This window comes from Pseudomonas sp. A0308 (genome assembly GCF_044218815.1).
In the GTDB taxonomy this organism is placed as follows: domain Bacteria; phylum Pseudomonadota; class Gammaproteobacteria; order Pseudomonadales; family Pseudomonadaceae; genus Aquipseudomonas; species Aquipseudomonas iridis.
In genome coordinates this window covers 2,355,489-2,368,960 of sequence record NZ_CP162581.1, presented here as the reverse complement: position 1 = coordinate 2,368,960, position 13,472 = coordinate 2,355,489, and the positions used below count along the sequence as shown (strand labels likewise).

The window sequence follows — 13,472 nt, the reverse complement described above, 5'->3', positions numbered from 1 at the left end:
AGCATCATGGTTGACTGATATTGCGCATTCGCGAGCAGGCTCGCTCCCTCAGGTTTCGTGTTTTACGCGACTACCGCCTCAGCCGGCGAGATGATGCTGGTCTTGCCGCCGCGAGATTTGCCGGAGCTCAGGTACTCGGCAATCGACTCTTGCGTTACCTCACCCAGGAACACCCGATCGGCATCCATCACCGGCAGCCACGAGCGGTTGAACTCGTACATGCGCGACAGCAGGATGCGCAAATGCTCGTCGTACGCCGCCGTGGCGTTGAACTCGCGAAGATATTGCGCACAGGTGCCGGTCTGACGGTGCAGATCGCGACGACGCACATAACCCAGCGCCTTGTTCTCGGCACAGGTGACGACGACATAACGACGGTCATGCTCGTCCATCAATTCCAGCGCATCGGCCACCGGGGTTTCCGGGCTCACCGACGGCGCGTTGTCCGCCGCGTCTTCAGCCTTCACCAGCAACAGACGTTTGAGCGTGCTGTCCTGACCGACAAAGTTGCTGACAAAGTCGTCCGCCGGATGCGCCAGCAGCGTGTCCGGGTGATCGATCTGCAGCAGCTTGCCGGCGCGGAAGATCGCGATCTTGTCACCCAGCTTGATCGCTTCGTCGATGTCGTGGCTGACCATGATCACGGTCTTGTTCAGCGCGCGCTGCATCTCGAAGAATTCGTTCTGGATCATCTCGCGGTTGATCGGGTCGACCGCACCGAACGGTTCGTCCATCAGCAACAGCGGCGCATCTGCCGCCAATGCGCGGATCACGCCGATACGCTGTTGCTGACCACCGGACAACTCGCGCGGGTAACGATGCAGATACTGCTTGGGTTCAAGCTTGATCATGCTCATCAGTTCGCGGGCGCGGTCGTGGCATCGCTGCTTGTCCCAGCCGAGCAGTTTCGGCACCACGACGATGTTCTCTTCGATGGTCATGTTCGGGAACAGACCGATCTGCTGGATCACGTAGCCGATGTTGCGACGCAGGGTCACTTCGTCCAGATCGGTGGTGTCTTCGCCGTTGATCAGGATCTTGCCCGAGGTCGGTTTGATCAGACGGTTGATCATCTTCAGCGTGGTGCTTTTGCCGCAACCCGATGGCCCGAGGAACACACAGATTTCGCCTTCATTGACGGTCAGGCTCACCGAATCCACGGCTTTGACATCTTTGCCGTTGCTTTGGAAGGTCTTGCTGAGGTTTTGAAGTTCGATCATTTGAGTAATCCTTTTGGAGTCAACGAGCGTTGCAGCCATTGCAAAAACAGGTCGGCGAAGATCGCCAGAAGACTGACCAGCAGCGCGCCGACGATAAGCATCGACATATCACTGCGGCTGATGGAGGCGAGGATCAACACGCCGAGGCCGCCAGCGCCGATGGTTGCGGCGATGGTCATCACGCCGATGTTCATCACCACGGCGGTGCGCACACCGGCGAGGATCACCGGCACCGCAATCGGCAACTCGACCATGCGCAGGCGCTGGCCGAAGGTCATGCCGATGCCGCGTGCGGCTTCACGGATACCCGGCTCAACGCCGGTCAACGCCAGGTAGGTGTTACGCATGATCGGCAGCAGTGAATAAAGGAACACTGCGGTGATCGCCGGCATTGGGCCGAGGCCTTGGCCGAACTTTGAGTAGAACGGCAGCAGCAGGCCGAACAGCGCAATCGACGGCACGGTCAGCAACACCGTGGCGCTGGCCTGCAACGGGCCGGCGAGGCTCGGGAAGCGCGTCATCAGAATGCCCAGCGGCACCCCGACGAGGATCGCCAGCGTGACAGCGATGCCAACCAGCGTGATGTGCTGCCAGGTCAGGTGCATCACCTGTTGCCAGTCGAGATGGGAAAAGGCGTTCAAAAATTCCATGACTTTTCCTCCCTTAATTCAACGGATGTTGGCGCAGAAAATCGGCGGCAACAGCAGATGGGCTTTCGTGATCGACATCGACCCGCGCGTTGAGCTGGCGCATGGTTTCGTCATCGAACAGTTCGGCCAGTGGCTTGAGCTGCTCGGCCAGTTTCGGGTTGGCGTCCAGTGTTGCCTGACGCACCACCGGTGCTGCGGTGTAGTCGGGGAAGTAGTGCTTGTCGTCTTCCAGCAGCTTCAGGCCGAAAGCATTCAAGCGACCGTCCGTGGTGTAGACCAGACCGGCAAACACTTGGCCGTTGCGCAGCGCCGTATAGACCAGGCCCGCATCCATCTGGCGGATGTTTTTGCGGCTCAGGTTCATGTCGTAGAGCTTGACCATGCCGAGCAGGCCGTCCGAGCGGTTAGCGAACTCGGTGTCCAGTGCCACCAGGTGATTGGTCTTGGCTTCAGCCTGCAACACCTCGTTCAACTGACTGATGTTGTTGATCTGCGGATATTGCTCGGCGACTTTTTTCGGCAGCGCGAGGGCGTAGGTGTTGCTGAACTTGGACGGTGTCAGCCAGATCAGGCCTTTTTTCGCGTCGAGTTCTTTCACCCGGGCGTAAGACTGAGCGCTGTCGAGTTTTTCGGTGACATGGTTGTAGGCCACCAGCGACACGCCGGTGTATTCCCAGAGCATGTCCAACTGGCCACTTTCGTGGGCGCTGCGGGCCAGGTTGCTGCCCAGACCGCCGGTGATCTGCGCGTCGTAGCCTTTGCTGCGCAGGTATTGCGCGGTGATTTCGGCGAGCAAGGTCTGCTCGGTGAACACGCGGGCGCCGAGGCGGATAACCGGTTTGTCGGCGGCTTGTGCGATTCCTGCGAACAGCAGGACGCAGCCTAAGATAAAGCTAAGTCGTTTCATGTGAATTCCTTTGCCGAGGCCTTAAGACGGGCGCAAACCGCGTTCCAGCCATAGACGGCTGGCGAGGGTGACCACGCCATCGAGCAGCAGGGCCAGCAGCGCGGTGCACGCGGCGCCGAGCAGCAGTTGCGGCTGATTGTTCAGGGCGATGCCAGGGAAAATCAGGCTGCCGAGGCTGTTGGCACCGATCAGGAACGCCAGCGGCGCCGTCCCGACATTGATTGCCAGAGCCACGCGCACACCACCGACAATGATCGGCACAGCGTTGGGCAGTTCAACGCGCCACAGCACCTGACGCGGAGTCATGCCGATGCCGACGGCCGCTTCCTTGAGCGAACCCTGGACGTTTTTCAGGCCTTCATAGGTGTTGCGCACAATCGGCAACAAAGAAGCAAGGAACAGAGCGAAGATCGCCGGGCCACTGCCGATGCCCAGAATCCCCAGAGCGATCGCGAGTACGGCCAGCGGTGGCACGGTGTTGCCGATATTGAAGATTTGCATGAAGCGTTCAGCGCGGCCAACCATGGTCGGGCGACTGAGAAAGATGCCGGCGGGGATGCCCACGACAAGGGCGGCCAGCATCGAAGCGAGGACAAGAATCAGATGAGCTTGCAGGTAAAACAACAAATCGTCGCGGTAGTGTTCGATCGTGTTGATGCCGATCCAGTGGACCAGCAGGGCCAGGAGCGCGATGACCACCGCACCTCCCATCAGCCCTTTGCCATAGCGGATAGCCACAGGCGGACTCCTTTTTTATAGTCGGCGAACGCCGTCCCGTGTTCAGTGGCCGGGGTGGTCAATTTTGTTAGCCCAACTTCGGCGCCATAAGCTCATATCCTGCGTTGCTGTTCCTCGCCATAGCGGGCTATGACTCGTCACAGCGCCTTGGCTATGAACTTCTGGCATCCGAATTTGAGCCAACAAAATTGACCACCCCGGCCACATGCCATGCCTGGCTGCCGGGAATAAACGTTCGCGAGAAGCAGCTCCCTCAGCACCGGCAAAAAGCGGTCTGAAAGCGAGCCATGAGCGCAGCCTCGTCAGGCTAACTTGCTGATTTTTCAGCCCCTGACGAAAATTCGTAACAGGGGATGGACGTCTCCGTGCTTTAAAAGGTTCCCACCTAAGGCAGCATTTGGCCACCCTTAATGTGCTCAACGGTTCGGTTATTGCATTGACTTGGGCTATAATCGCGGCCCTTTTTTGAATCACCGCCAGGCGATTTCCCATGACCAACCAGGCCGCCGAAGTCGCGAAACGCCGCACTTTCGCCATTATTTCCCACCCCGATGCCGGTAAGACGACGATCACCGAAAAGCTCCTGTTGATGGGCAAGGCGATTGCGATTGCGGGCACGGTGAAATCCCGTAAATCCGACCGCCATGCGACATCCGACTGGATGGAGATGGAGAAGCAACGGGGTATTTCCATTACCACGTCGGTCATGCAGTTCCCGTATCGCGACCACATGGTCAACCTGCTCGACACCCCGGGCCACGAAGACTTCTCCGAAGATACCTATCGCACCCTGACGGCGGTGGACTCGGCATTGATGGTCCTCGACGGCGGTAAAGGTGTCGAGCCGCGTACGATTGCGCTGATGGACGTCTGCCGTCTGCGTGACACGCCGATCGTCAGCTTCATCAACAAACTCGACCGTGACATCCGCGACCCGATCGAACTGCTCGACGAGATCGAAGCCGTCCTGAAGATCAAGGCTGCGCCGATCACCTGGCCGATCGGTTGCTACCGCGACTTCAAAGGCGTGTATCACCTGGCCGACGACTACATCATTGTCTACACCGCCGGCCACGGTCACGAACGCACCGAAACCAGAATCATCGAAAAGCTCGACTCCGACGAAGCGCGCGCGCATCTGGGCGACGAGTACGATCGCTTCGTCGATCAGCTGGAACTGGTGCAGGGCGCCTGCCACGAATTCAACCAGCAGGAGTTCCTCGACGGTCAACTGACCCCGGTGTTCTTCGGTACCGCGCTGGGCAACTTCGGTGTTGACCACGTGCTCGACGCCGTCGTCGATTGGGCACCGCGTCCGCTGGCCCGTGTCGCCAACGAGCGCACCGTGGAGCCGGTTGAAGAGAAGTTCTCGGGCTTCATCTTCAAGATCCAGGCGAACATGGACCCCAAACACCGCGACCGCATCGCCTTCATGCGCATTTGCTCCGGCAAGTACGAGAAAGGCATGAAGATGCGCCACGTGCGCACCGGCAAGGACGTGCGCATCGGCGACGCCCTGACGTTCTTCTCCTCCGAGCGTGAGCAACTGGAGGAAGCGTTTGCCGGCGATATCATCGGTCTGCACAACCACGGCACCATCCAGATCGGCGACACCTTCAGCGAAGGCGAAGCCCTGAGCTTCACCGGCATCCCGCACTTCGCCCCGGAACTGTTCCGCCGCGTGCGTCTGCGCGATCCGCTGAAATCCAAGCAACTGCGCCAGGGCCTGCAACAACTGGCCGAAGAAGGCGCCACCCAGGTGTTCTTCCCGGAGCGCAGCAACGACATCATCCTCGGCGCCGTGGGTGTGCTGCAGTTCGATGTGGTCGCCAGCCGCCTGAAAGAGGAATACAAGGTTGAGTGCTCATACGAGCCAATCACCGTGTACTCCGCGCGCTGGATCGAATGCAGCGACAAGAAGAAGCTTGAGGAATTCTCCAACAAGGCAGTGGAAAACCTTGCAGTCGACGGCGGCGGTCACCTGACCTACCTCGCCCCGACCCGGGTCAACCTGGCCCTGATGGAAGAGCGCTGGCCGGACGTGAAATTCCGTGCGACGCGTGAACATCACTAAGCGTCAGGCCGCAGCACCCAAAACCCCGTCGCGAAAGCTGCGGGGTTTTTTTATTGCCACTTCCAACCCTGTAGGAGCTGCGGCACGCTGCGATCTTTTGCTCTTGTTTTTAGAAACAGAATCAAAAGATCGCAGCCTTCGGCAGCTCCTACATGGGCTAGCAGCATTGGTTATGGTTGTTATTCGAAACCTGTCTGTCGGTTGAGGGCATTTCTGCGGGTTCAGTCGCGTCCTATCTGGTGAACCCGGCTGATCGGAACTAGATTTCATTCAGCGCCGGATCGGCATTGTGTTTCACCTGCACAGGATGGAATCGATCATGAAAAACAGGTTGCTGCGTGTTTTATTGCTGTTGAAAGTGATGGTCATGCTGTCTCTCGGCACTGCGACGGCCTGGGCCGAGTGCGAGGATCATGATTCCCAGGCCTTTAACGGGCAGGTGGGGCATAGCGGGCTGATGCTCGCCAAATCCGAGTCCGAGCCGGGTGATCAGGGGCAGGGTGGAACTGCTGATGACGATGACTCGATGACAGACGAGCCGGACTCTGATGATCCGGATGAAGGCGACAGCCAGACGTAGATTGCAGGCAAAGAAAAACCCCGTCTGCCTCGACTGATGAGTCGTCGAGGTAGATGGGGTTTGCTTGTTACGCCATCGCTGAATTCAACATCATCCCCTGTGGGAGCGGGCTTGCCCGCGATTGCGGTGTGTCAGTCGACAAATCAGGTGACTGACACGCTGTCATCGCGGGCAGGCCCGTTCCCCCAGGTTTTTGCCTTTTCCCCGGATCTGCTTACGCCGCACCGTCGAGGAACTGCTCGGCGTAGTGGCAAGCCACCTGCCGATTGTCGAGCAAGCGCAATGCCGGCTCTTCCGTGCTGCAACGCTCGGTCGCGTACGGGCAGCGCTTGTGGAAAGCGCAGCCTGGTGGCGGGTTCAGCGGGTTGGGCAGTTCGCCGACGATCTTGATTTTCGGCTTGTTCGGGTCCGGGTGAATGGTCGGGGTCGCCGACAGCAGCGCTTGGGTGTACGGGTGAAGAGGGCGTTCGTAGATGTCGTTCTTCGGGCCCATTTCCACCGGGCGACCGAGGTACATCACCATCACGTCATCGGCCACGTGTTGCACCACCGCAAGGTTGTGCGAGATGAACACGTAAGCGGTGTTGAACTCCTGCTGCAGGTCCATGAACAGGTTCAACACCTGCGCCTGAATCGACACGTCCAGCGCCGAGGTCGGTTCGTCCGCCACCAGCACTTTCGGTTGCAGCATCATCGCCCGAGCCAACGCAATACGCTGGCGCTGACCCCCGGAGAACATGTGCGGATAACGCTGGTAGTGCTCGGGACGCAAGCCGACCTGCTTCATCATCGCCTGGACTTTCTCGCGACGTTCGGCGGCGGACAGGTTGGTGTTGATCAACAGCGGTTCGGCCAGTTGATCACCAACTTTCTGCCGTGGGTTCAACGAGGCGTACGGGCTCTGGAACACCATCTGCACGTCTTTGCGCAGTTGCTTGCGCTGGGCCTTGTCGGCGCCGGCAACTTCCTGGCCGGCGATTTTCAACGAGCCGGACGACGGCTCCTCAATCAGGGTCAGGGCGCGCGCCAAAGTGGATTTGCCGCAACCCGACTCGCCTACAACCGCGAGAGTCTTGCCGGCTTCCAGTTCGAATGACACGCCGTTAAGCGCGCGCACGGTCGCGTGGCCCTTGAACAGGCCTCGGGACACTTCGTAGTGACGGGTCAGGTCGCGGGCGGTAAGTACGACGGCCATTACGCCACCTCCTGGTTCAGCGGGTAGAAGCAGCGGGCGAGGCTGTGGCTTTTCGGATCAAGGGTCGGACGCTGCGCGCGGCAGCTTTCCTGCACGTACGGGCAGCGCGGCGACAACAGGCAACCTTGCGGACGGTCGTAGCGGCCGGGAACGATGCCTGGCAGTGTCGCCAGACGGTCAGCACCCTGGCTGTGTTCCGGAATCGCCTTGAGCAGCGCTTCGCTGTACGGGTGCGCCGGGATGTCGAACAGCTGTGGTACCTGACCGACTTCAACAGCCTGGCCGGCGTACATCACGCACACACGTTGGGCGGTTTCAGCGACGACGGCGAGGTCGTGAGTGATCAGCACCAGGCCCATGTTCTGCTCTTTTTGCAACGCCAGCAGCAGATCCATGATCTGCGCCTGAATCGTCACGTCTAGTGCAGTGGTTGGTTCATCCGCGATCAGCAGTTTCGGCTCGCCGGCAATTGCCATGGCGATTGCGACGCGCTGGCTCATACCGCCGGACAGTTGATGCGGGTAAGCGTCCATGCGGCTGGCCGCGCCCGGGATTTCAACTTTTTCCAGCAGTTCGATGGCGCGTTTGCGTGCTTGCTTGCTGGACATTTTCAGGTGCAGGCGCAGCACTTCTTCGATCTGGAAACCGACGGTGTAGCTCGGGTTGAGCGCAGTCATCGGGTCCTGAAAGACCATCGCCAGGTCTTTACCGACGATCTGCCGACGTTGACGGTTGCTCAGCTTGAGCATGTTCTTGCCATCGAAATTCAGCGCATCGGCGGTGACGATCCCCGGGTGCTCGATCAGGCCCATCAGCGCCATCATGGTCACGGATTTGCCCGAACCGGACTCGCCCACGATGGCCAGCACTTCGCCTTTGTCGACGCTGATGTCGAGGCCATCGACCACCGGCACAGCGTTCTTGTCGCCGAAACGAACGTTGAGATTCTTGATTTCCAACAGTGACATTTGAATCTCCTCAGGCGGCATTCTTGAGTTTCGGGTCCAGCGCATCGCGCAGACCGTCGCCCATCAGGTTGATTGCCAGCACGCTGAGCAAAATGGTCAAACCAGGCAGGCTCACCACCCACCAGGCGCGTTCGATGTAATCGCGGGCCGAGGCCAGCATGGTGCCCCACTCAGGGGTTGGCGGTTGTACGCCAAGACCTAGGAAGCCCAGGGCCGCGGCATCGAGAATCGCCGAAGAGAAACTCAAGGTTGCCTGAACGATCAGCGGCGCCATGCAGTTGGGCAGCACGGTGATGAACATCAGGCGTGGCAGACCGGCACCGGCCAGGCGCGCGGCGGTCACGTAGTCGCGGTTCAGTTCGCCCATGACGGCGGCACGGGTCAGACGCACATACGACGGCAGGGACACCACAGCGATGGCGATCACGGTGTTGATCAGGCCAGGGCCGAGGATGGCGACAATCGCCACAGCCAGCAGCAAGGACGGCAGGGCCAGCATGATGTCCATCAGACGCATGATGGTCGGGCCAATCATCTTCGGGAAGAAACCGGCGAACAGCCCGAGCAGAATCCCCGGGATCAGCGACATCACGACCGACGACAAGCCGATCAGCAACGACAGGCGCGAACCCTGGATCAGACGCGACAGCAGGTCACGGCCCAGTTCATCGGTGCCGAGCAAAAATTGCATCTGCCCGCCTTCAAGCCACGCCGGTGGCGTCAGCAGGAAGTCACGGTATTGCTCGCTCGGGTTATGGGGCGCCACCCAAGGGGCGAACAGCGCGCAGAAAATCACCAGCAACATGAACATCAGGCCGGCAACGGCACCTTTGTTCTTGGAAAACGCTTGCCAGAATTCTTTGTACGGGGACGGATACAGCAGGCTTTGATCGACTGCTACCGCTTGATTTTGAGTTGAAGCTGGAGTGGTCATGGTCATGATCTCAGCGCTGATGACGGATGCGTGGGTTGGCAAAGCCGTAGAGGATGTCCACCACGAAGTTGACCAGAATCACCAGGCAGGCGATTAACAGGATGCCGTTTTGCACGACCGGATAGTCCCGGGCGCCGATGGCTTCGATCAGCCATTTGCCGATGCCGGGCCAGGAGAAAATGGTTTCGGTCAGGACCGCACCGGCCAGCAAAGTACCGACTTGCAGACCAACAACCGTCAGCACCGGGATCAGCGCGTTACGCAGACCGTGAACGAATACCACACGCGATGGCGACAGGCCTTTGGCCTTGGCGGTACGGATGTAGTCTTCGCGCAGCACTTCGAGCATCGACGAACGGGTCATCCGCGCGATAACGGCCAGCGGAATGGTGCCGAGCACGATGGCCGGCAGGATCAGGTGGTGCAGGGCGTCGAGGAACGCGCCCATGTCATCGGCCAGCAGCGTATCGATCAGCATGAAACCGGTACGTGGCTCGATGTCGTAGAGCAGGTCGATCCGACCGGATACCGGCGTCCAGCCCAGGCTCACCGAGAAGAACATGATCAGGATCAGGCCCCACCAGAAGATCGGCATCGAATAACCCGCGAGGGAGATGCCCATCACCCCATGGTCGAATAATGATCCTCGCTTGAGTGCCGCGATCACCCCGGCCAGAAGGCCCAGAATGCCGGCGAACAGCAGGGCGGCCATGGACAGTTCCAGGGTCGCCGGGAAGAGAGAGGTGAACTCGGTCCATACGCTTTCACGGGTGCGCAGGGATTCGCCGAGATCGCCTTGGGCCAGTTTGCCGATGTAGTCCAGGTACTGGGCATACAACGGTTTGTTCAGACCTAGGCGTTCCATTGCCTGAGCGTGCATTTCGGGGTCGACCCGACGTTCGCCCATCATCACTTCCACGGGGTCGCCAGGAATCATGCGAATCAACGCGAAAGTCAGCAGGGTGATGCCGAAAAACGTGGGGATCAACAACCCCAGTCGGCGGGCAATAAAACTAAACATCTTGTGTGGTACCTCATCAGCCGGTTAGGCGTGCCCGGCTTCCCTGGGATCAGGGAGGCCGGGAGTTTCTTATCTACTTCACCTGGGTGGTGGCGAAGTTATTAGTTGTCAGGGGGCTGATGTGATAGCCCTCTACGTTGTTGCGCATTGCAGTAAACATCCGCGTGTGGGCCATGCTGATCCACGGTTGATCCTGATTAAACAGCACTTGTGCCTGTTCGTAGAGCTTCGCGCGTTCGGCCGGATCTACTTTAGCCCGTGCTTCGTCGATCAGTGCCTGGAATTTCTCGTTGCACCAGCGCGCGTAGTTTTCGCCGTTCTTGGCGGCTTCGCAACTGAGCATAGGCGTCAGGAAGTTATCCGGGTCGCCGTTGTCGCCCGCCCATCCGGCCGAGACCATGTCGTGCTCGCCGGCCTTGGCGCGTTTAAGCATTTCGCCCCATTCCATGACGCGGATGTCGATCTTGATCCCGACTTTCGCCAGGTCAGCCTGCATCATCTGCGCGCCAAGCATCGGGTTGGGGTTGGTCGGGCCGCCGCCGTTGCGGGTAAACAGGGTAAACACGGTGCCTTCCGGAACCCCGGCTTCCTTGAGCAGGGCTCGCGCCTTGTCGAGGTCACGTGGCGGGTTTTTCAGCTCGGTGTTGTAGCCGAGCAGGGTGTCCGGGTACGGGTTGACCGCGACGGTCGCGTTGCCCTTGCCGAACAGCGCATTGACGTAAGCGGCTTTGTCGAAGGCGATGTCGATCGCCTTACGCACGCGCACGTCGCTCATGTATTTGTGCTGGGTGTTCATGGCGATGTACGAAACGGTCATCGCGTTCAGTTCATCAACCTTCAGGTTGCTGTCTTTCTTGATGCTCGGGATGTCATCAGGTTTGGGATACAGCGCGATCTGGCACTCGTTGGCCTTGAGCTTTTGCAGGCGCACGTTGTTGTCGGTGGCGATTGCCAGAATCAGCGCGTCGGCCGGCGGCTTGCCACGGAAGTATTCCGGGTTGGCCTTGAAGCGAACCTGCGCATCCTTGGCATAGCGCTGGAAGATGAACGGGCCGGTGCCGACAGGCTTGTTGTTGAGGTCGCCGGTCTTGTTGGCCTTGAGCAGCTGATCGGCGTACTCGGCAGAGTAGATCGCGGTGAACGGCATGGCCACGTCGGCCAGGAAAGGTGCTTCGCGGCGGGTCAGGGTGAACTTGACGGTGTAGTCGTCGACCTTTTCCACGTTCTTGAGCAGTTCCTTGAAGCCCATGCTTTCAAAGTACGGGAAGCCCACGCTCGACAACTTGTGCCAAGGGTGATTCGGGTCCAGCTGACGCTGGAAACTCCAAAGCACATCGTCGGCATTCATGTCACGGGTCGGCTTGAAGTATTCGGTGGTGTGAAACTTGACGCCTTTGCGCAGGTGGAACGTGTACGTCAGACCGTCATCGCTGATTTCCCAGGAGTCGGCCAGTGCCGGGACCAATTCGGTGGTGCCAGGCTTGAAGTCGACCAGACGGTTGAAGATCGTTTCGGCCACCGCATCGGCAGTGACTGCAGTTGTGTACTGGACCATGTCGAAGCCTTCCGGACTGGCTTCGGTGCAGACCACCAAGGGTTTGGCCGAGACGCCGATGGCGGCGCTCAACAACGCGGCAGCGACGGCCGCACGTAGGGGAAGCATTTTCATCGAAAACCCTCTGCAATCGGTTGAAGACAAAAAACCGAACGGCCGACTCATCATGAGTCAGCCGTCGGTTGGCGTTTTTACAGGATGTTGAATGGAATGGTGGTTACCAGACGGAACTCGTTGATGCTGCCGTCGGACTGGAACTCGCTCGCACGGTGCGCGGTGTAAGTGCCGCGAATGGTGGTGGCTTTCAGCGGACCGCTTTGTACCGCATAGGTCGCGCCGATGCCGTATTCATAGTGGTGCTCGCCATCCTGTTCCTGGATGCCGTCGTAGCCTTTTTTGGCCACGCCTTTATTGCCGTCGTAATGAGTACCGTCGATACCCCAGCCGCGAGCCTGATAGATGTTGAACTTCAGGCCTGGCACGCCGTATTCGGCCATGTTGATGGCGTAGGAAACCTGGAAGGACTTCTCGTTCGGGCCGTTGAAGTCCGACAGCAGGGAGTTGGCCAGGTAGATGCCGTTGGTTTCGTGCAGGTAGTCGAAGTACTCGTTACCGTTCACTTGCTGGTACGAGAACGTCAGGTTGTGCGCCTGGTGGGTCAGGCCGAACGACAGCGAGTAGGTGTCGTTGTCGATGTCGCCCAGAAGCTTTTTGCCTTCGTCGACGGTTTTGTAGTAGTTCAGGCCGGTGGTCAGGGCGAGGACATTGCTGTCACCCAGTTCATGGGTGGCGCCGAAGTAGTACTGGTTCCACAGGTCTTCAACCTGAGTGCCCCACAGGCTGGTTTTCAGGCTGGCCAGTGGCTGGTAGCTGATACCGGCGGTGTTGACCTTGTCGGATTCAACACGGCCGTTGGCGTATTCCGCGCGGAATTTTTGCAGGCTTTGTTCAGAACGCGGCGATACGCGATCGAACGTGGCCAGATCGAAGGACAGGTTGTTCAGTTCTTCACTGTGCAGGGCAACACCTTCGAAGCTCGAAGGCAGCGCACGGTTGCCTATCACGTCGACTTGCGGGCTGCTGAAACCCATGCGTCCGGCGGTCAGCGTGGTGTTGGAAACGCGCGCCTTAATGTTGGCCAGGCCCACTTTGCTCCACTGATCGACGGCCTCACCGTTGTTCTTGTGAGTCAGGGTACGGTTGTTACCGGAGCCGTCGCCGGTCTTTGGTGCGCCACCATTGCCCGATGCCAGATTTTTGCGGTCACGCTCCAGCGCTACAGCGTTGTACGCTGCCACTTCGGTGCTGATACCGACGGTGCCCTCGGTGAAGCCAGAGTTGTACTTGACGATGGTGCCCTGAACCCAGTTGATCCGGCGGTCGGTTTCGGCCAGCGAACCATTCTTTTTATAGGCGAATTTGCCGCCACGTTTCAGTTGCTCGTTGGCGTACCAGTTACGGGTCGTACCGGTGATCGACTGACCTTCAACGAAGCCGGTCGCTTCAGCCTGGGCGCTCTTGGTGTTGACGGTCACCGGGGTGAACGCCTGGCTTTGCGTTTCAGCATAAGCCGTGGCTGTGACGCTGCTTATGGCCAGGGCCAGTATCGCGGTGCTGCTCAGTTTCATGG

Annotated in this window: 12 protein-coding genes; 2 read left to right on the top strand and 10 right to left on the bottom strand. The window is 59.3% G+C overall.

All coding sequences use genetic code 11. The features are described from left to right. Positions 1-62: 62 nt before the first annotated feature. From AB4P92_RS11090 to AB4P92_RS11075, 4 genes are read right to left on the bottom strand one after another with little or no spacing between them, the layout of a single operon-like run. Positions 63-1,220, bottom strand: a complete 1,158-nt coding sequence (locus tag AB4P92_RS11090) for a betaine/proline/choline family ABC transporter ATP-binding protein (protein WP_395599363.1) — start codon at positions 1,218-1,220, stop codon at positions 63-65. Further along, complete coding sequence (locus tag AB4P92_RS11085; protein WP_042557618.1) at positions 1,217-1,870, bottom strand: ABC transporter permease; 654 nt, start codon at positions 1,868-1,870, stop codon at positions 1,217-1,219. The genes AB4P92_RS11090 and AB4P92_RS11085 overlap by 4 nt, the downstream gene beginning before the upstream one ends. A gap of 13 nt (positions 1,871-1,883) precedes the next feature. Continuing rightward, positions 1,884-2,777: a glycine betaine ABC transporter substrate-binding protein gene (locus AB4P92_RS11080; protein ID WP_150595073.1), complete on the bottom strand. Its 894-nt coding sequence runs from the start codon at positions 2,775-2,777 to the stop codon at positions 1,884-1,886. Between the two features lie 21 nt (positions 2,778-2,798). After that, positions 2,799-3,488, bottom strand: coding sequence for an ABC transporter permease (locus AB4P92_RS11075; protein ID WP_178120922.1), 690 nt, complete (start codon positions 3,486-3,488; stop codon positions 2,799-2,801). 517 nt (positions 3,489-4,005) lie between these two features. On the opposite strand from AB4P92_RS11075, the gene AB4P92_RS11070 reads away from it, so the two are divergent. After that, on the top strand, positions 4,006-5,589 hold the full coding sequence (locus AB4P92_RS11070; protein ID WP_042557621.1) for a peptide chain release factor 3: 1,584 nt from the start codon (positions 4,006-4,008) through the stop codon (positions 5,587-5,589). Between the two features lie 319 nt (positions 5,590-5,908). Next, positions 5,909-6,169, top strand: coding sequence for a hypothetical protein (locus AB4P92_RS11065; RefSeq protein ID WP_042557622.1), 261 nt, complete (start codon positions 5,909-5,911; stop codon positions 6,167-6,169). 214 nt (positions 6,170-6,383) lie between these two features. On the opposite strand, the gene AB4P92_RS11060 is transcribed toward AB4P92_RS11065, so the two are convergent. The 6 genes from AB4P92_RS11060 to AB4P92_RS11035 all read right to left on the bottom strand — a co-directional run bounded on the left by AB4P92_RS11060 (position 6,384) and on the right by AB4P92_RS11035 (position 13,470). Further along, complete coding sequence (locus AB4P92_RS11060; RefSeq protein WP_042557623.1) at positions 6,384-7,364, bottom strand: peptide ABC transporter ATP-binding protein; 981 nt, start codon at positions 7,362-7,364, stop codon at positions 6,384-6,386. Continuing rightward, positions 7,364-8,332, bottom strand: coding sequence for an ABC transporter ATP-binding protein (locus tag AB4P92_RS11055; RefSeq protein ID WP_042557624.1), 969 nt, complete (start codon positions 8,330-8,332; stop codon positions 7,364-7,366). Before AB4P92_RS11055 ends, AB4P92_RS11060 begins: the two co-directional genes overlap by 1 nt. 10 nt (positions 8,333-8,342) lie before the next feature. Further along, positions 8,343-9,272 carry an ABC transporter permease subunit gene (locus AB4P92_RS11050; RefSeq protein WP_390896398.1) on the bottom strand — a complete coding sequence of 310 codons (930 nt, stop codon included), beginning with the start codon at positions 9,270-9,272 and terminating at the stop codon, positions 8,343-8,345. Between the two features lie 4 nt (positions 9,273-9,276). Further along, positions 9,277-10,287, bottom strand: a complete 1,011-nt coding sequence (locus AB4P92_RS11045) for an ABC transporter permease subunit (RefSeq protein ID WP_042557626.1) — start codon at positions 10,285-10,287, stop codon at positions 9,277-9,279. Positions 10,288-10,360: 73 nt separating this feature from the next. Next, positions 10,361-11,956 (bottom strand): ABC transporter substrate-binding protein, encoded by a 1,596-nt coding sequence (locus tag AB4P92_RS11040; RefSeq protein ID WP_210702630.1) that lies wholly within the window; start codon positions 11,954-11,956, stop codon positions 10,361-10,363. Positions 11,957-12,033: 77 nt separating this feature from the next. After that, the gene (locus tag AB4P92_RS11035) at positions 12,034-13,470 is read right to left on the bottom strand and encodes an OprD family porin (RefSeq protein ID WP_395599362.1); all 1,437 of its coding nucleotides are present in this window, start codon (positions 13,468-13,470) and stop codon (positions 12,034-12,036) included. Positions 13,471-13,472: the final 2 nt, after the last annotated feature.